Raw genomic sequence first — 17,552 nt, 5'->3', positions numbered from 1 at the left:
GATGAGCTCGGAGGAGGATTGCAGAAGTAAACCACCAGACTTGCAAACATAGACTCGGGCTTTTCGCAAAAGTTCTCCCCCTCCAGGCAAGTTTCCTGCGGGCTCTGATTTGGCACGCACGAAAAGCGCAGCGCGAGTTGACCCGGCTGCGCGGATAATCTTGTCATCGGATTCTTCAGCAGGGATCGAACTGCAATCCTCCACTGAAGCCGACACTGTCCCTTGTTTCAGGCAACCGTCTATTGATCTTGGCCCTTTGGCAAAAGTTCCAAATATTTATAGTTGCACCGAACCGACATTGTGCAACCGTGAAGGGAAAAAGACTGTTAAATCGGCGATACAGTCATTCTCGCGCCCAACGGGCAGAAAAACATCCGACGAAGCGACCGATGTTTTGCGTCACAGTAGTTTCACAATGCCATGCTAGCTCGGGTATTGTGCCGCTCCCCCCCTCTATATACTAGTGGCTGTGCGGCTGCCTTGACTCGCCTGTCCAGCTGCACCACCCCCGATCCGGGTCGCTTTGAGCGGAATCCTGAAATGAGCCAACAGTTTCAACACGATGTTCTGGTAATTGGCAGCGGCGCTGCCGGCTTGAGCCTTGCGCTGACCTTGCCCGGTCATTTGCGCATTGCTGTTCTGAGCAAGGGCAACCTCGCCAATGGCTCGACTTTCTGGGCCCAGGGCGGCGTTGCGGCCGTGCTGGACGACACCGACACCGTTGAATCCCATGTCGATGACACACTCAATGCCGGCGGCGGCCTGTGTCATAAGGACGCCGTGCGCTTCACCGTCGAGCACAGCAGGGAAGCGATTCAATGGCTGATCGACCAAGGCGTGCCCTTTACCCGCGATGAACAGTCGAGTACCGAAGATGGCGGGTTCGAATTCCACCTGACCCGCGAGGGCGGTCACAGCCATCGGCGCATCATCCACGCCGCCGATGCCACGGGCGCTGCCATTTTCACCACCCTGCTCGACCAGGCCAGGAAACGACCGAACATCGAACTGCTGGAACAGCGGGTTGCGGTTGACCTGATCACCGAGAAACGCCTGGGGCTCGAAGGTGATCGTTGCCTCGGCGCCTATGTGCTCAATCGCGGCACCGGCGAAGTCGATACCTACGGCGCGCGCTTTGTGATCCTCGCCTCCGGTGGTGCGGCCAAGGTTTACCTTTACACCAGTAACCCTGACGGCGCCTGCGGCGATGGCATCGCCATGGCCTGGCGCTCGGGCTGCCGGGTGGCGAACCTGGAATTCAACCAGTTCCACCCTACTTGCCTGTATCACCCGCAAGCCAAGAGCTTCCTGGTCACCGAAGCCCTGCGAGGCGAAGGTGCCCACCTCAAGTTGCCCAACGGCGAGCGCTTCATGCAGCGCTTCGATCCTCGGGCCGAGTTGGCGCCACGGGACATCGTCGCACGGGCCATCGACCATGAAATGAAGCGCCTGGGTATCGATTGCGTCTATCTGGACATCAGCCACAAGCCCGAAGACTTCATCAAGACGCACTTCCCGACGGTGTACGAACGCTGCCTGGAATTTTCCATCGACATCACCAAACAACCGATTCCGGTGGTCCCGGCGGCGCACTACACCTGCGGCGGCGTGATGGTCGATCAACAGGGCCGCACCGATGTGCCGGGGCTGTACGCCATTGGCGAAACCAGTTTCACCGGCCTGCACGGCGCCAACCGCATGGCCAGCAACTCGCTGCTGGAATGTTTCGTCTATGCCCGCTCGGCGGCAGCGGACATTCTCGAACAGCTGCCCCTGATTCCGATGCCAACTCCCCTTCCCGCCTGGGATGCGAGCCAGGTCACCGATTCCGATGAAGACGTGATCATTGCGCACAACTGGGATGAACTGCGGCGATTCATGTGGGACTACGTTGGCATCGTGCGCACCAACAAGCGTCTGCAACGAGCGCAACACCGCGTGCAACTGTTGCTGGATGAAATCGACGAGTTCTACAGCAACTACAAGGTCAGCCGGGATTTGATCGAGCTGCGCAACCTGGCCCAAGTGGCCGAGCTGATGATTCTGTCAGCCATGGAGCGCAAGGAAAGCCGTGGCCTGCATTACACCCTCGACTACCCGAACATGTTACCGGTCGCGCTGGACACTATTCTGGTGCCGCCCACCTACGTCGGCTGAATTTGAGCCGGACCCGCAGGCGTCGGTGCACATCCGCCGCCTGCGCGTCCCGGGGCACGCAAATGGCCCTGACCCGGCGTTCACCACGTAGTCGGAAACGCAGTACCACCACCAACGGCAGCGCCAGGCTGTCCGGCCTCAATTGCACGGGCTGCCAACCCTTGGCCCGACTCCACAACTGCCAGCCATCGGCGTCGCGCCGCAAGCCGCAAAAGGCCTGCGGGTGGGTCAGCAGGATTTGCCGGGGCAACAGCCAGACTCCGTGAGCCACGCACAGCACGACGCCGAGCGAGCTGGCCCAGACCGGAATTGACAGTAAAAACAAAGAACCCAACGCGAACAGCTGGGCCAGAAGATACGCCGCCAGCAACTGCCGTGAGGCATGCCAGCGGCATTCGAACCCATTACTTGGGCTGGACACGATCCAGGATCATGCGAACCATGCGTTGCAGCTCAGGATCTTCCGATTCGCTACGTTCCATGAACCAGCCGAACATGTCCTGATCTTCGCATTCGAGCAACCTGACGTAGCAGGCGCGATCAACCTCGTTGAGGTGCCGATAAACCTCTTTCACAAACGGCACCAGCAACACGTCAAGCTCAAGCATGCCGCGGCGGCTGTGCCAGTAGAGGCGATTCAGTTCAACATCTTCGACCATGGAGCGCTCCTCAAATAGGCCGCAAGTATACAGGCCCCCGCCCGGTCGAACAGTCGGCTTTGGTCGGGCACCGGTGATCCTTTGTGAACTACCCATTTCCAAGGCGCCCCCTTATGATGTCCACCAGACTCTTTACCCTGCGATGACCCATGGCCGATTCTGCTTTTTTCTGCACCCTTTCTCATGAAGGTGTTCTCGCGGTCCGCGGCGCGGACGCCAGCAAATTCCTGCAAGGCCAGCTGACCTGCAACCTCAACAACCTGAGCGATTCCCGGGCCAGCCTCGGTGCGCGCTGCACGCAAAAAGGCCGGATGCAATCGAGTTTCCGCATCCTGCTCGAAGAGGACGGCGTGGTCCTGGCCATGGCCACCGAATTGCTCGAACCGCAATTGGCGGACCTGAAAAAATACGCGGTGTTTTCCAAGTCGAAACTGACCGACGAAAGTGCCGCGTGGGTCCGCTTCGGAGTTGACCATGGCGACGCCGCGCTGGTCAGCCTCGGCCTGGACCTGCCAGCAGAAACCGACAGCGTCGTGCGCAACGATGGGCTGATCGCCATCCGTGTCTCACCTGAACGTGCCGAACTGTGGGTCGCCGCCGGTCAAGCCGATGCGGTCAAAGGCAAGCTATCGGCGGTGCTGAGCGAAGGCGATCTGAATCAATGGCTGCTGGGCCAGGTCCGTGCAGGGATTGGCCAGGTCATGCCCGGTACCCGCGAGTTGTTCATTCCGCAGATGCTCAACCTGCAAGCGGTCGGTGGCGTGAGTTTCAAGAAAGGTTGCTACACCGGGCAGGAAATCGTCGCGCGGATGCAGTACCTGGGCAAACTCAAGCGCCGCTTGTATCGCCTGCAACTGGCTGCTGGCGAACTGCCTGAACCGGGTACCCCGCTGTTTTCCCCGACCCACGGCAGCTCCATCGGCGAAGTGGTGCTGGCTGCCCGCGCCGGGCAGAACATTGAACTCCTGGCGGTGTTGCAAGCCGAAGCAGCAGACAGTGGGGACATCCACCTGGGCGCGCTCGAAGGGCCGTCCTTGCAGCTGCTCGACCTGCCTTATGAACTGGACCGCGATCGCGAAATCCAGCAATAACGGCAACACTTGGCGCGACACCTAGAGAGACTAAATGAGCGAGCTGGCGGAAAAGGTCCAAAAGGATTTGGTTGAGGCCATCAATAACGATGACCTGGTTCTGCCAACGTTACCGGAAGTGGCCCTGCAGATTCGCAAGGCCGCGGAAAACCCGGAAGTCAGCGTCAGTACCCTGAGTAAAGTGATCGGCCGGGATACCGCGTTGTCAGCACGCCTGATCAAAGTGGTCAACAGTCCACTGTTGCGCGCGACCCAGGAAGTGACCGATCTGCATACCGCGATCACCCGCCTGGGCATCAACTACAGCTGTAACCTGGCGATCGGCCTGGTCATGGAGCAGATTTTCCATGCCCGCTCCGACGTGGTGGAACAGAAGATGCGCGATGTCTGGCGTAAAAGCCTGGAAATCGCCGGCGTCAGCTACGCCCTGTGCCGCCGCTACACCCGACTCAAGCCCGATCAGGCGGCCCTTGGCGGGCTGGTGCACCAGATCGGCGTGTTGCCGATCCTGACCTACGCCGAAGATCACTATGAGCTGCTGTCCGACCCGGTCAGCCTCAACCATGTGATCGACCGGATTCATCCGCTGATCGGCGAAAAACTGCTCAAGGTCTGGGAATTTCCCGACATGCTGGTGCAAGTGCCGCAGCTGTACCTGAATTTCAAACGCCAGTCTGCGCAGGTCGACTATGTGGATCTGGTGCAGGTGGCCAGTCTGTATTGCCTACAGGACACCGATCACCCGATCGCCCGTGCCGATGCGTTGAATGTACCGGCCTACAAGGCACTCGGAGTCGACTTTGACGACAAGGCGATGTGCGCCGATCTGGAAGAAACGCGCACGATGTTTTACTGATAAAGACCGCGTTGCCCCCTTCGCGAGCAAGCCCGCTCCCACATTTGATCTGTGGCGACTCGGTTCAATGTGGGAGCGGGCTTGCTCGCGAAGAGGTCCGAACAAACGCCATCAATCCCCCGCAACAAAACTCACCCGCACCTTCAACCCTGCGTGCTCTCCATCATGCAGGCTGATCTGCGCCAGATGCGCGCGACAGATCTCACCAACAATCGCCAGACCCAACCCGGAACCGGCCACTTGCTGATTGCGTCGGTAAAAGCGCTCGAATACCCGATCGCGCTCCTCGAGAGGTATGCCGGGGCCATCATCTTCGACTTCCAGCACGGCGGGCGCCGAGACCCGCAGAATCACGTTGCCACCCGGCGGCGTGTGAGCCAGTGCGTTATCCACCAGATTGCTCAGCAGTTCGTTCAATAGCGTCGGCTCGCCCCGCAACCAGACCGGCTCATCCGCCTCCAGCGCCAGCGCGATACCACGCTTGTGGGCCAACGGCGCCATGGCCATGCCCAGTTCCCGAGCCAACTGACTCAGGTCGAGTAACTGCGCGCCGCCCTCGGCAATCGCCCGGGCGCCATTTTCCACCCGCGCCAGGGAAAGCAACTGATTGGCCAGATGGGTCAAGCGATCAGTGCCCTGGGCGGCGGTCTCCAGCGTGCTGCGCCAGGTATCGGGCTCGGCTGAGCGCATGCCCAGTTCCAGGCGCGCCTTGAGCGCCGCCAGCGGCGTGCGCAGTTCGTGGGCGGCATCGGCGATGAATTGCGCCTGCTTCTCGAACTGCCCGCGCAAGCGCTCGGTAAAGTGATTAAGCGCGCGCACCAGCGGCCACAATTCGCGCTGCACTTCCACCAGCGGCAAGGGGCGCAGATCGTCCGGCTGGCGCTCTTCCACCGCCGTGCGCAAACGCTCCAGCGGGCGCAACGCGGCACTCACCGCGAACCACACCAACATCAAGGCCCCACCCGCCAGCATGCCCAGGCGCAGCAAGGTATCTGTCGCCAGGCTGCGGGCCATGCTCACCCGCGCCTCATCGGTTTCCGCCACGCGAATTTCCGCCATGCCGTTCATGTTCGGCTCGCTCACCGGCTTGAGCAGGCTTACCACGCGCACGTTCTGCCCGCGGTACTGGGCGTTGTAGAAACGTGCCAGCGCCGGATAGTCATCGGTGCGCGGCGTTCCCGGCGGTGGCGCCGGCAGGTTTTCGTAACCGGAAATCAGCTTCTGATTGATGTCGTTGACCAGGTAGAAAATTCGCCCGGCACTGTCGTAGGCAAAAGTATCGAGGGCCACGTAAGGCACGTCGGCACTCAGGGTGCCGTCGCGCTGGGAGACGCCGGCGGCGATGGTTCGCGCCGAGGCCAGCAGGGTCCGGTCATAGGCCGTATCGGCAGCTTCGCGGCCGTTCCAGTAGGCGCTCAAACCACTGGCCAGCATTAACACCACCAGCAGCAGCGCCAGGTTCCACAACAACCGCCAGCGCAGGCTGCTGGGCTTATGCATCGCGGCTTTCCAGCAAATAACCGAGGCCGCGGAAGGTCACGATGGCGACCGGCTGGCCGTCGAGCTTCTTGCGCAGGCGGTGCACGTAGATTTCGATCGCATCGGGGCTGGCCTCTTCATCGAGACCGAACACTTGCGACGCCAGTTGCTCCTTGCTCATCACCCGACCGGGGCGCGCGATCAGGGCTTCGAGTACGGCCTGTTCGCGGGAGGTCAGGGTCAGCAATTCTTCGCCGAGGGTGAAACGCCGGGTTTCCAGGTCATAGGCCAGCACACCGCAACGCTGAATGCGCTCACCGCCCAGCACGCTGCGGCGCAACAAGGCTTTGACCCGGGCTTCGAGTTCGGTCAGCTCGAACGGCTTGGCCAGGTAGTCGTCGGCGCCGAGGTTCAGGCCGTGGACCCGGTCCTTGACGTCGCTGCGGGCGGTCAGCATCAACACCGGCAGATTCTTGCCCCGCGCCCGCAAACGCGCCAGCACTTCGAAACCATCCATGCGCGGCAAGCCGACGTCGAGGATCGCCATGGCGTATTCCTCGCTGCCCAGCGCCAGGTCGGCTGCCACGCCATCGTGCAGAACGTCCACGGTCAGCCCGGTGCTCTTGAGCGCCTGAGCGACACTTTCGGCGAGCTGCAAATGGTCTTCGACGAGCAGGACACGCATGGATCTTTACCTCATTCCGGGATGGTCGACGCCATTCTCTGGCGCGGAGTTTACAGTGGCATCCGTCGCTGTGAAGCCCGAAAAATCGTGAAAGCCCGATGAAAGGTTAGCGAAAGGTTGGGACGTTAGAGTCGGCCCACGGATGGTTTCGACTGCCAACCATCGAATCGTAGTTTTAAAGCGTGCTTTGACATGTAACTACCGAAAAACGCCTCGAAGCGTTTTCGCCAATAAGAACAATAACCGAGGTACTGCATCATGCTGTCCACACAGCTTCAGGCCTACCCGTCCCGTCCCTTCTCTCGCGCCCCGATATTTACGCTTGCCAGCGTCAAAGCTGGCTGCTCGTCGTTCAGTCCGTGCGGATTCGAACGCGCCAGCACCGTGCGAAATCGTCGCACCTGAATCATCCCGAAAAACAAAAACTCCAGTGGAGAAAAAAATGAACCGCTCAATGCGCCGTTTCGCCCTCACCGCCAGCTGCGTGCTGTTCGCCGGCCAACTCATGGCCGAGCCAAAGCGCCCGGAATGCATCGCCCCGGCCTCGCCCGGCGGTGGTTTCGACCTGACCTGCAAACTGGCACAAAGTGCGCTGGTCAACGAAAAACTGCTGACCAAACCGATGCGCGTGACCTACATGCCCGGCGGTGTCGGCGCGGTGGCGTACAACGCGGTGGTCGCCCAGCGTCCGGCCGATGCCGGCACCCTGGTGGCCTGGTCCAGCGGTTCGCTGCTGAACCTGGCCCAAGGCAAGTTCGGTCGTTTCGATGAAACCAACGTGCGCTGGCTCGCTGCCGTCGGCACCAGCTATGGCGCCATCGCAGTGAAGAGCGATTCGCCCTACAAGACCCTGGACGATCTCGTGCAGGCACTGAAGAAAGATCCGAGCAAAGTGGTGATCGGTTCCGGCGGTACCGTCGGCAGCCAGGACTGGATGCAAACCGCACTGATCGCCAAGGCTGCCGGGATCAACCCCCGTGACCTGCGTTACGTTGCCCTCGAAGGTGGCGGCGAAATTGCTACCGCCCTGCTCGGCGGCCACATCCAGGTTGGCAGCACCGACATCTCCGACTCCATGCCGCACATCCAGAGCGGCGACATGCGCCTGCTGGCGGTGTTCTCTGACAAGCGCCTGGACGAGCCGGAAATGAAGGACATTCCGACCGCCCGCGAGCAAGGTTATGACATCGTCTGGCCAGTGGTCCGTGGTTTCTACCTTGGGCCAAAAGTCAGCGATGAAGACTATGCCTGGTGGAAGGACTCCTTCGACAAACTGCTGGCCTCCCCCGAGTTCGCCAAGCTGCGCGATCAGCGTGAACTGTTCCCGTTTGCCATGACCGGTCCGGAACTGGACACCTACGTGAAGAAGCAGGTTGCGGACTACAAAGTGCTGGCCAAAGAGTTCGGCCTGATCCAGTGATCGCCTCTGTCTAGCGGCCGCGGCTCCGTTTGGCGGAGTCGCGGCACAGGAGTTCCCCATGCTCTTACAACGCATTTTCGCCTCGGTGCTGTTGCTGGCCTGTCTCGGCCTGGCATTGATGGCGTGGCCGTACCAAGCGGCTTTTTCCTACGAACCGGTGGGGCCTCGGGCCTTTCCGCTGTTGATGCTTGGCCTGATGGGCTCGGCGCTGTTGTATATGGTGTTCCGTCCGGCACCGATCAAGCACAGCGATGACGAGCCGCCACTGGATCGCGAAACCCTGACCAAAATCGGCATCTGCGTGGCGCTGTTGCTGGTGTTCGCCGGCACTTTCGAACCCCTGGGTTTCATCGTCGCCAGCATCCTGATCGGCGTGCCCATGGCACGCCTGTATGGCGGTCGCTGGGTGCCAAGCATCGTGATCATCAGCCTGATGGCCGTCGGCCTTTACCTGCTGTTCGACAAGTTGATGGACGTGCCGCTGCCGCTTGGCGTGCTCGACGTTCTGGAGAACTGATATGGATACTCTTGGCTATTTGGGTCAGGGCTTCGGCGTCGCGCTGAGCCCGTACAACCTGGTGACCGCGCTGTGCGGCACCCTGATCGGTACCGTGGTCGGCCTGTTGCCGGGCCTTGGGCCGATCAACGGCGTGGCACTGTTGATCCCGATCGCATTCGCCCTCGGCCTGCCACCGGAGTCGGCGCTTATCCTGCTGGCGGCGGTGTACCTGGGTTGCGAATACGGCGGCCGGATCAGCTCGATCCTGCTGAACATCCCGGGCGAAGCGTCCACCGTGATGACCACCCTCGACGGTTACCCGATGGCCCGCAAAGGCCTGGCCGGTGTGGCGCTGTCGCTGTCGGCATGGAGTTCGTTCATCGGAGCCTTTATCGCCACCTGCGGCATGGTGCTGTTCGCCCCGCTGCTGGCGAAATGGGCGATTGCCTTCGGCCCCGCAGAATATTTCGTACTGATGGTGTTTGCGATTGTCTGCCTCGGCGGCATGGCCGGTGACCGTCCGCTGAAGACGTTCATCGCGGCGCTGATCGGTCTGTTCCTGTCGACCGTCGGCATCGACGCCAACAGCGGTGTGTATCGCTTCACCGGGGACAACATCCACCTGACTGACGGCATCCAGTTCGTCGTGCTGGTGCTGGGCCTGTTCTCCATCAGCGAAATCCTTCTGCTGCTGGAAAAAACCCATCACGGCCAGGAAGCGGTGAAAGCCACCGGCCGCATGATGTTCAACTTCAAGGAAGCAGCGTCGGTGTTCGTGGTGAATATCCGTTGCGGCGTACTGGGTTTCATCATGGGCGTGTTGCCGGGTGCCGGTGCGACCCTGGCCAGTGCCGTGGCCTACATGACCGAAAAACGCATGGCGGGTGCCAAGGGTACTTTCGGCCAAGGCGACATGCGCGGCCTCGCGGCGCCGGAAACCGCCATCGGTGGCGCAGCGTGCGGTGCGCTGGTGCCGATGCTGACCCTCGGTGTTCCAGGTTCGGGCACCACGGCGGTGATGATCGGCGCCCTGTCGCTGTACAACATCACCCCGGGCCCGCTGCTGTTCCAACAGCAACCGGACATCGTCTGGGGCCTGATCGCTTCGTTGTTCATTGCCAACGTGATGCTGGTGATCCTCAACATCCCGATGATCCGCATCTTCACCCGCATCCTCGCCGTGCCAAACTGGGCGCTGGTACCGGTGATCGCGATCATCACCGGGATTGGCGTCTACGCGGTGCACGCGACAACGTTCGACCTGTTCCTGATGATCGGCATCGGCATCTTCGGTTATATCCTGCGCAAGCTGGACTTCCCGCTGTCGCCGGTATTGCTGGGCTTCATCCTCGGAGGTTTGATGGAGCAGAACCTGCGCCGTGCCCTGTCGATTTCCAACGGTGCGCTGGAAATCCTCTGGTCGAGCCCGATCACCTTCGGTTGCTGGGTGCTGACGGCGATCATGCTGCTGATGCCGCTCATCCGCATCTGGCGCAAACGTTCGGCCGCCCAACGCGTTATCGCCGATGTCTGATCGGTCCCCCCTCAAGCTCTGGTGGGGAACCCCGCTGGTCGGCCTGCTTGGCGGTTACCTCGCCAGCCAGGTCGGCTGGCCTTTGCCGTGGATGGTCGGCTCGTTGCTGGCGATCATCCTCGTGCGTTGCCTGACACCCTGGCAATTGGCGGAAATCCCTGGCGGCCGCAAGTGCGGCCAGTGGATCGTCGGTATCGGTATCGGCCTGCATTTCACTCCAGTGGTGATGGAGCAGGTACTCAGTCATTTCGGTCTGATCTTCTTCGGTGCGTTGGTCACCAGCCTGTCGGCGGTCGTCGGCGTGTGGCTGATGCGCCGCACCGGTGAAGATCGCGCCACGGCGTTCTTTTCCAGCATGCCCGGCGGTTCCGGGGAGATGGTCAACCTCGGCGCCCGCAATGGTGCGGTGCTCAGCCGTGTGGCGGCGGGGCAGAGTTTGCGGGTGTTGGTGGTCGTACTCTGCGTACCGGCAGCCTTCAAGTATCTGTTGGGTGACGGTGCGCCGATTTCCCACGTTGGCAGCATCGATTGGCGCTGGCTGGCGGTGTTGTTTCCCGCTGGTGCGTTGGCGGCCTGGATCTGGGAGCGCCTGCGTCAACCCAACCCCTGGCTGTTCGGGCCGCTGCTGGTCAGCGCGGCAGTCAGCATCGGCTGGGATCTGCACATCGGTTTGCCCAATGGCGGTAGCCAGATTGGCCAATGGCTGATCGGTAGCGGTCTGGGCTGTCACTTCAACCGGCAGTTTTTCCGGCGTGCGCCATCGTTCATGGGGCGTACCTTGATCGGCACGGTGTTGACCATGCTGATCGCCACGGTGGCGGCATTGGGTTTGAGTGCGCTGACCCATCTGGATCTGCGTTCACTGACATTGGGCATGATGCCCGGCGGGATTGCCGAGATGAGCCTGACGGCGGAAACCCTGCAACTGTCGGTGCCGCTGGTGACGGCGATGCAGGTGATGCGCTTGTTGTTTGTGCTGTTTCTGGCGGAGCCGTTGTTCAAGTATTGGAATCGACAACCAGATTCTGTCTGATAGACCGAGTCGCCTGCTTCGCGAGCAAGCCCGCTCCCACAGGGTTCGCGTGATCCTTGTGGGAGCGGGCTTGCTCGCGAAGAGGCCCTCAAAGTCGCCGCTTAAACCGGCGGCAACCGCCACTCGATCGGCGTCTCGCCATTCTGCTCCAGAAACTTGTTGGTGCGGCTGAAGTGCCCGCAACCGAGGAAGCCGCGATAGGCCGACAGCGGTGACGGGTGCACCGAGGTCAGCACCAGATGCTTGGTGGCATCGATCAGCTTCTGTTTGCTCTGGGCATGGGCGCCCCACAGCATGAATACCAGGTGCGGTTGCTGTTGGCTGACCACTTCAATGACTCGATCGGTGAAAAACTGCCAGCCCTTGTCCTTGTGCGCATTGGCGTTGGCGCGCTCCACGGTCATGGTGGTGTTGAGCATCAACACGCCCTGGTCGGCCCAGCTCTGCAGGTAGCCATGGTTGGGGATGTCGATGTTCAGGTCGCGCTTGAGTTCTTTGTAAATGTTCACCAGCGACGGCGGCGCCGGCACGCCCGGTTGCACCGAGAAGCACAAGCCATGGGCCTGGCCCGGGCCGTGATAAGGGTCCTGGCCGAGGATCACCACCTTGACCTTGTCCAGCGGCGTGGAATTGAGCGCGTTGAAGATCATCGGCCCCGGCGGATAGATCTCCTTGCCGGCCGCCCGCTCCTGTTGCAGGAAGTTTCGCAACTCTGCCATGTAGGGCTGGTCGAATTCGGCACGCAGTGCTTCCTTCCAGCTCGGTTCGAGTTTGATACGGTCGTCAGCAGTCATGGTTACATCCGGCAAAAACAATGGGGCGAACCCTAGGAAAGCGCATCACGCTTGTCAATTGATCTGATGCAGATCCGGCACTTTCCCACACAGCGATCATACTTAACCCTCAAATTCCCGATCGAGGTCACGATGAATCTGCACTTCGAAGAACTCACCGGCACCGACGGCGCGCGCATCGGCATCGCCAGCCTGGATGCCGAAAAATCCCTGAACGCCCTGTCCCTGCCAATGATCAACGCCCTGCGCGACCGCCTGGAGGCCTGGGCCAAGGATCCGCAGATCGTCTGCGTGATGTTGCGCGGCAACGGCGCCAAGGCCTTTTGCGCCGGCGGCGAAGTGCGCAGCCTGGTGGAAGCCTGTCGCGTCCATCCGGGCGAAGTACCGCCACTGGCTGCGCAGTTTTTTGCGGCGGAATATCGCCTGGACTTCAAACTTCATACCTACCCGAAACCGCTGATCTGCTGGGGCCACGGCTATGTGCTGGGCGGAGGCATGGGACTGTTGCAAGGGGCAAGCATCCGCATCGTCACGCCGAGCAGTCGCCTGGCCATGCCCGAGATCAGCATCGGCCTGTACCCGGACGTTGGCGCCAGTTGGTTTCTGTCGCGCCTGCCCGGCAAGCTCGGGCTGTTCCTGGGCCTGAGCGGTGCGCACATGAACGGCCGCGATGCCATCGACCTGGACCTGGCCGATCGTTTCCTGCTCGATGAGCAGCAGCCGGAGTTGATCGAAGGCCTGTTGCAATTGAACTGGCAGGAACAGACACCGATGCAACTCAACAGCCTGCTCAAGGCCTTGCAGCAGGAAGCCGTGGCACAGATGCCTGAAGCCCAGTGGCTGCCGCGCCGACAGCAGATCGACGAGCTGCTGGATGTCAGCGACGTGCGTTGCGCCTGGAAGGCGATCAGCGCCTTGCGCGATCACACCGATCTGTTGCTGAGCCGCGCAGCCAGGACCCTGAGCGAAGGCGCGCCGCTGACCGCTCATCTGGTGTGGGAGCAGATCATCCGTGCCCGCCACCTGTCGCTGGCCGAAGTCTTCCAGATGGAATACACCCTGAGCCTCAACTGTTGTCGGCATCCGGAATTCAGCGAAGGCGTACGTGCCCGGTTGATCGACAAGGACCAGAAACCGCACTGGCACTGGCCGGACATCAACAACGTGCCGGACGCAGTGGTAGAGGCGCATTTTCACAAGGCGTGGGAAGGTCGGCATCCGCTGGCGGATTTGTCCGAATACTGAAAACTGCACACAACACTGTGGGAGCGGCGGTGCGAGCAAGTCGAATCGTCGCACCGCCGCTCCCACATTCAGAGTTGTGTTTTATACAAAGCTATCGATGGCCGCCCCGCCCGCTGCGATAGCCGCGACCGTTACCGCGATAGTCGTTGTTCCAGTTCCCGCGGTTACGGCCGTCCCAGCCATGGTTCTGATGCATGCGGTAGTCGCCCCGCGACGGATGATAGTAACGAGGGGCCGACTGGTAATGGCGCGATGGTTGATACATCCGCGGCTGCGAGTAATAGCGCGACGGATGATAGATCCGCGGCTGTGAGTAATAGCGCGGTGTCGGCTGGTAATACCGCGCTGGCGGCACGTAATACCGAGGTGGTGGTGTGTAGTAACCATTGGAATAGTAGGAACTACCCCCGGCGTAATAGGTTGGCGCTGGCGAGGTATAGACCTCGGAACTGTAGTAACTGCCTCCTTCGTCGTAGTAAGGCACGCACCCACCAAGGGACAATCCCAACACAGCTAGCAGAAGAATTCGGCGATACATAGCGGCCTCCTGGACCGCGGGTAAACCACACCAGCGACGCTGGCAGGCGACAGTCAAATGTTCGGAGACTGTCGAAATATCAGACACCGAATTCGGAATCTGGTGCGTCCTTGAAACAAGTAGAAACATCTGGCCGATGAAAGGTTTTTCATCCATTCACGCCCTGATCAACGGTGGCCACCGCGATGTCCACCGCCATGATGTCCACCGCCGTGGCCACGGTAGTAACCATGCCCACCGTAGTAATAGGAGCGATAACCACCGTAATAACGTGGACCGTAGTAACCGTAGTAATAGGGCGAGTAATAGCCGGGGTAGTAATAAGGTCCCCCGTAGACATCGGCAGGACCGGCGTAGTAGTAGCAGCCAGACAATCCAAGACCAAGCACTGCACCTAACAACAATCGACGCAACATGGCGGCCTCCGTAAAGACCTGTGACAGCAGTCGGCACACACCGACTTACACCTGTTTTGACTGGCAATCCCCTGCCAAGTGCGACGTTGCACCCACCGCCTGATCAGCGGCGGACAGGTTCCAATGCGGTGAACACGAGCACCATCAAAAGGCCGTCTCGCTCACACTAGCGGTGGGGCATTCAGCCCTGAAGTGCCTGATACACCGCCATCGTCGGATCGCCGCCCGGAGCAAGCTCGCTCCCACACGGAGCACGCGCAACCTCCGTGGAACACAGGAACGACCATTCGCGGCGCACATGGAGCAGTTATTTTCCCGGCAGTACCCTTAGAATGCATGCCTTCGGATGACTGCCAATGGAACTACCATGCCGCTTCGCTCGCCACGGTATTCTCAACGTTCGTTGGTGCTCACACTGGTCGCATTGCTGGGCGCAGGCTTTCTCGCTACCTCCTTCCTCAGTTACTACGCCTCCCGGGCATCGATCCGCGACAACCTCGTCAACACCGAGCTGCCGATGACGGTGAGCATCGGCCTCACCACCCTGCAGCCCGATGACACCTTGCACAGCCTGCTGTCACGGGCGGATCATGCGATGAATCGGGCCAAGCAAAGTGGCCGTCAACGAACCTGCATGGAAAATCCTCACTCCAGCTATGACTATTCATCATGAGCCTGCCTGACCTCTGCCCCGCCTGCGGCGCCCCCAACGACTGCACCCTGGCCGACCCGCGAACCGCTGACCGCGCCTGCTGGTGCTACGGCGTCAGCATCGACCCGGCCGTGCTCCAGGCGCTGCCGACGGAACTGCGCAACGCCTCGTGCCTGTGCCCGCGCTGCGCCGAGGTCGAAGCGCAGTTGCATGCAGCGCCCGAATCGATCTAGTAAGATGCGCGCCCCTTTCTTCACCGATCCTTAAGTCATGCGTGTCGACCGTTTCCTCAGCAACCTGCCGTGCTTCAACCGCAAGCAGGTGCGCCTGTTGCTGGTGGAAAAACGCGTCCGGGTCGACGGAAAAGTCGTCAGCGACCCGCACAGCGAAGTCCGCGAATTCAGCCGCGTCGAAGTCGACAACGAGGTGCTGCAAGTCGGTAAACCCCTGCGCCACTTCATGTTGCACAAGCCCGCCGGATGCGTCAGCGCCACCCGGGATCCGCAGCACCCGACCGTGCTCGATTTTATCCATGAACCGGACAAGGACGAATTGCACATCGCCGGACGCCTGGACTTCAACACCACCGGCCTGATGCTGATCACCAACGACGGCAGCTGGTCGCGACGCCTGACCCAACCGCAGAACAAACTGCCCAAGGTCTATTACGTCGAAACCGAGCAGGACATCGGCTCCGAATACGCGATCACGTTCAGCCAGGGGCTGTACTTCGCCTTCGAAGACCTCACCACGCAACCGGCCGGGCTAGAGCTGCTCGGGCCAAAATGCGCACGCCTGAGCATCGTCGAAGGCCGTTATCACCAGGTCAAGCGCATGTTCGGTCACTTCAACAACAAGGTGATGCGCCTGCACCGCGAACGCATGGGACCGCTGGTGCTCGACAACGCGTTGAGACCGGGCGAATACCGCCCACTGAGCGATGCAGAGATCGGATTGATCTAAGCAGGCTACCGCCGAGCAGAAAGTTGTCGAACAATTTACCAACGGCACTTGCGCGATGACGTGACCCCTGCTTGAATCAGGACGTCGGCCGAAATGTGACCGACGAGTCACCACATACTTCTAAGAAACTTTTTGCCGGTAGGAACTCAAGGGTTCCGGCCTCATCCGGCAGACTGCCCGCCAATAACAATACCCGTCGACCGGACTGCAATGGATCGACATGGGCCTCTCAAATTCCAGGCGTATGCCTACCTGTCACAAAGCTCGTGCAATCTCTATTGCGCGCATACCCGCTTGCCAGGAGTCTTATGACATGAGGCCAGAAATCGCTGTGCTGGATATACAGGGTCAGTATCGGGTTTACACGGAGTTCTATCGCGCAGACGCCGCAGAGAAGACCATTATTATGGTCAACGGCTCGATGGCCACGACTGCGTCGTTTGCACAAACCGTGAAAAACCTCCATCCGCAGTTCAACGTCGTCTGCTACGACCAGCCCTACGCGGGCCGGTCAAAAGCCCACAACCTGCATGAAAAAATGCTCACCAAGGAAATCGAAGGACTGATCCTGCTTGAGCTGATCGACCACTTCGCCGCCGAGCACGTTTTGTCGTTTTCCTGGGGCGGTGCCGCGACCATGATGGCGTTGTCGCAACGGCCACGGCGCATCGAAAAAGCCGTGATCAGTTCGTTCTCCCCGGTGATCAACGCGCACATGCTCGACTACCTCGAGCGCGGCGTCGAACACCTCGGCAACCTGGACCGCGACCGGGTCGGGCACCTGGTGAACGACACCATCGGCAAACACCTGCCGTCGTTGTTCAAGCGCTTCAACTATCGCCACGTCAGCTCCCTGGCCGAACATGAGTACGGGCAGATGCACTTCCACATCAACGACGTGCTGCACAGCGATCGCCAGTGCTACCTGCACGCGGCGAAGAAAATCGACGTGCCGGTGCTGTTCCTCAACGGCGAATGGGACGAATACACTGCCGCCGACGACGCCCGGTTGTTCGCCGGCCACGTGCAACACAGCACGTTCAGTACCATTCAGGCCACCGGCCACTTTCTCGACATGGAGCACAAAGCCGCCTGCCGAGACAGCCGCAACGCACTGATGGGCTTCCTGAAACCAGCGCAACTCGAAAGCCGACCGCGTTACCACAACGTCCAGGAACACCATGCATTGGCAAGCTGAAGTAGCGTCATCGCGAGCAAGCCCCGCCCTGCTGCGTTAAACGCATTCTGCAGGCGCGAGGCTTGCCCGCGATCGACCGTCATGCGGTCCGGGCTTTTTTGTCACATCTGCGTTAAACCCGCTCCACGTAAAGAAAAACTTCAAATCCGCGGCCGTATCTGGTACAAAGTCAGCGCTCTGAGCGGGTGTCGTATAATGGCATTACTCCAGCTTCCCAAGCTGATAACGAGGGTTCGATTCCCTTCACCCGCTCCAATCGAATTATGATCTCACGTCAGGGTGGTTTTGACGGGGGATGTAGAGACAGAAAAAACCGGCCTTGATGGCCGGTTT

The 17,552-nt window shown here is 60.6% G+C and carries 19 protein-coding genes, 1 tRNA gene and 1 pseudogene; 14 read left to right on the top strand and 7 right to left on the bottom strand.

Annotation, left to right across the window (positions count from 1 at the left end; translation table 11 throughout):
• The first annotated feature begins 540 nt into the window (after positions 1-540).
• On the top strand, positions 541-2,157 hold the full coding sequence (nadB, locus tag AC3IT6_RS06600) for an L-aspartate oxidase (protein WP_489354666.1): 1,617 nt from the start codon (positions 541-543) through the stop codon (positions 2,155-2,157).
• Here the strand turns inward: nadB and AC3IT6_RS06595 are convergent.
• Together AC3IT6_RS06595 and AC3IT6_RS06590 are read right to left on the bottom strand one after the other, a co-directional pair.
• On the bottom strand, positions 2,126-2,578 hold the full coding sequence (locus tag AC3IT6_RS06595) for a protein YgfX (RefSeq protein WP_489318726.1): 453 nt from the start codon (positions 2,576-2,578) through the stop codon (positions 2,126-2,128). The two genes, nadB and AC3IT6_RS06595, sit on opposite strands and share 32 nt — an antisense overlap.
• Positions 2,562-2,816 (bottom strand): FAD assembly factor SdhE, encoded by a 255-nt coding sequence (locus tag AC3IT6_RS06590; protein ID WP_057716026.1) that lies wholly within the window; start codon positions 2,814-2,816, stop codon positions 2,562-2,564. Before AC3IT6_RS06590 ends, AC3IT6_RS06595 begins: the two co-directional genes overlap by 17 nt.
• 149 nt (positions 2,817-2,965) lie before the next feature.
• Between AC3IT6_RS06590 and ygfZ the strand changes: the two genes are divergently transcribed.
• Both ygfZ and AC3IT6_RS06580 read left to right on the top strand, forming a co-directional pair.
• Complete coding sequence (gene ygfZ / locus AC3IT6_RS06585) at positions 2,966-3,907, top strand: CAF17-like 4Fe-4S cluster assembly/insertion protein YgfZ (RefSeq protein WP_489354665.1); 942 nt, start codon at positions 2,966-2,968, stop codon at positions 3,905-3,907.
• Positions 3,908-3,941: 34 nt separating this feature from the next.
• Positions 3,942-4,763 carry an HDOD domain-containing protein gene (locus AC3IT6_RS06580; protein ID WP_489354664.1) on the top strand — a complete coding sequence of 274 codons (822 nt, stop codon included), beginning with the start codon at positions 3,942-3,944 and terminating at the stop codon, positions 4,761-4,763.
• Positions 4,764-4,874: 111 nt separating this feature from the next.
• Here AC3IT6_RS06580 and AC3IT6_RS06575 read toward each other — a convergent pair whose 3' ends face one another.
• On the bottom strand, positions 4,875-6,263 hold the full coding sequence (locus AC3IT6_RS06575; protein ID WP_223533470.1) for a sensor histidine kinase: 1,389 nt from the start codon (positions 6,261-6,263) through the stop codon (positions 4,875-4,877).
• On the bottom strand, positions 6,256-6,927 hold the full coding sequence (locus AC3IT6_RS06570; RefSeq protein ID WP_007979804.1) for a response regulator: 672 nt from the start codon (positions 6,925-6,927) through the stop codon (positions 6,256-6,258). Before AC3IT6_RS06570 ends, AC3IT6_RS06575 begins: the two co-directional genes overlap by 8 nt.
• Positions 6,928-7,369: 442 nt before the next feature.
• Between AC3IT6_RS06570 and AC3IT6_RS06565 the strand changes: the two genes are divergently transcribed.
• The 4 genes from AC3IT6_RS06565 to AC3IT6_RS06550 are packed head-to-tail and all read left to right on the top strand — an operon-like array spanning position 7,370 to position 11,413.
• A complete protein-coding gene (locus tag AC3IT6_RS06565) occupies positions 7,370-8,347 on the top strand; it encodes a Bug family tripartite tricarboxylate transporter substrate binding protein (protein ID WP_489354663.1) in 978 nt (325 codons plus the stop codon).
• Positions 8,348-8,405: 58 nt separating this feature from the next.
• On the top strand, positions 8,406-8,864 hold the full coding sequence (locus tag AC3IT6_RS06560) for a tripartite tricarboxylate transporter TctB family protein (protein ID WP_095945109.1): 459 nt from the start codon (positions 8,406-8,408) through the stop codon (positions 8,862-8,864).
• Between the two features lies 1 nt (position 8,865).
• Entirely contained in the window at positions 8,866-10,380 is a 1,515-nt protein-coding gene (locus AC3IT6_RS06555) for a tripartite tricarboxylate transporter permease (protein WP_056720684.1), read from the top strand.
• The gene (locus AC3IT6_RS06550) at positions 10,373-11,413 is read left to right on the top strand and encodes an AbrB family transcriptional regulator (protein WP_489354662.1); all 1,041 of its coding nucleotides are present in this window, start codon (positions 10,373-10,375) and stop codon (positions 11,411-11,413) included. Before AC3IT6_RS06555 ends, AC3IT6_RS06550 begins: the two co-directional genes overlap by 8 nt.
• Positions 11,414-11,514: 101 nt before the next feature.
• On the opposite strand, the gene ung is transcribed toward AC3IT6_RS06550, so the two are convergent.
• The gene (gene ung / locus AC3IT6_RS06545) at positions 11,515-12,207 is read right to left on the bottom strand and encodes a uracil-DNA glycosylase (protein ID WP_085724659.1); all 693 of its coding nucleotides are present in this window, start codon (positions 12,205-12,207) and stop codon (positions 11,515-11,517) included.
• A 132-nt stretch (positions 12,208-12,339) separates the two neighbouring features.
• Between ung and AC3IT6_RS06540 the strand changes: the two genes are divergently transcribed.
• Complete coding sequence (locus AC3IT6_RS06540; RefSeq protein ID WP_223446023.1) at positions 12,340-13,452, top strand: enoyl-CoA hydratase/isomerase family protein; 1,113 nt, start codon at positions 12,340-12,342, stop codon at positions 13,450-13,452.
• A gap of 91 nt (positions 13,453-13,543) precedes the next feature.
• Here AC3IT6_RS06540 and AC3IT6_RS06535 read toward each other — a convergent pair whose 3' ends face one another.
• Positions 13,544-13,990 (bottom strand): hypothetical protein, encoded by a 447-nt coding sequence (locus tag AC3IT6_RS06535; RefSeq protein WP_489354661.1) that lies wholly within the window; start codon positions 13,988-13,990, stop codon positions 13,544-13,546.
• Positions 13,991-14,157: 167 nt separating this feature from the next.
• Entirely contained in the window at positions 14,158-14,406 is a 249-nt protein-coding gene (locus tag AC3IT6_RS06530) for a hypothetical protein (RefSeq protein WP_150727543.1), read from the bottom strand.
• Positions 14,407-14,773: 367 nt separating this feature from the next.
• On the opposite strand from AC3IT6_RS06530, the pseudogene AC3IT6_RS06525 reads away from it, so the two are divergent.
• From AC3IT6_RS06525 to AC3IT6_RS06500, 6 genes and pseudogenes are all read left to right on the top strand, one after another.
• Positions 14,774-14,962, top strand: a pseudogene (locus AC3IT6_RS06525) (GGDEF domain-containing protein); the annotation flags it as partial.
• Positions 14,936-15,079, top strand: a complete 144-nt coding sequence (locus tag AC3IT6_RS06520; RefSeq protein ID WP_489356492.1) for a hypothetical protein — start codon at positions 14,936-14,938, stop codon at positions 15,077-15,079. The pseudogene AC3IT6_RS06525 and the gene AC3IT6_RS06520, both read left to right, overlap by 27 nt.
• Positions 15,076-15,291: a cysteine-rich CWC family protein gene (locus AC3IT6_RS06515; RefSeq protein ID WP_489354660.1), complete on the top strand. Its 216-nt coding sequence runs from the start codon at positions 15,076-15,078 to the stop codon at positions 15,289-15,291. Before AC3IT6_RS06520 ends, AC3IT6_RS06515 begins: the two co-directional genes overlap by 4 nt.
• A gap of 37 nt (positions 15,292-15,328) precedes the next feature.
• Positions 15,329-16,021, top strand: a complete 693-nt coding sequence (locus AC3IT6_RS06510; RefSeq protein WP_489354659.1) for a pseudouridine synthase — start codon at positions 15,329-15,331, stop codon at positions 16,019-16,021.
• 313 nt (positions 16,022-16,334) lie between these two features.
• Positions 16,335-17,219, top strand: a complete 885-nt coding sequence (locus tag AC3IT6_RS06505; RefSeq protein ID WP_489354658.1) for an alpha/beta fold hydrolase — start codon at positions 16,335-16,337, stop codon at positions 17,217-17,219.
• A 181-nt stretch (positions 17,220-17,400) separates the two neighbouring features.
• Positions 17,401-17,474: transfer RNA gene (locus AC3IT6_RS06500), tRNA-Gly, on the top strand.
• Positions 17,475-17,552 lie beyond the last annotated feature (78 nt).

This window comes from Pseudomonas sp. KH_017, from assembly GCF_057840285.1.
This window is presented reverse-complemented; position numbering and strand designations above follow the sequence as displayed.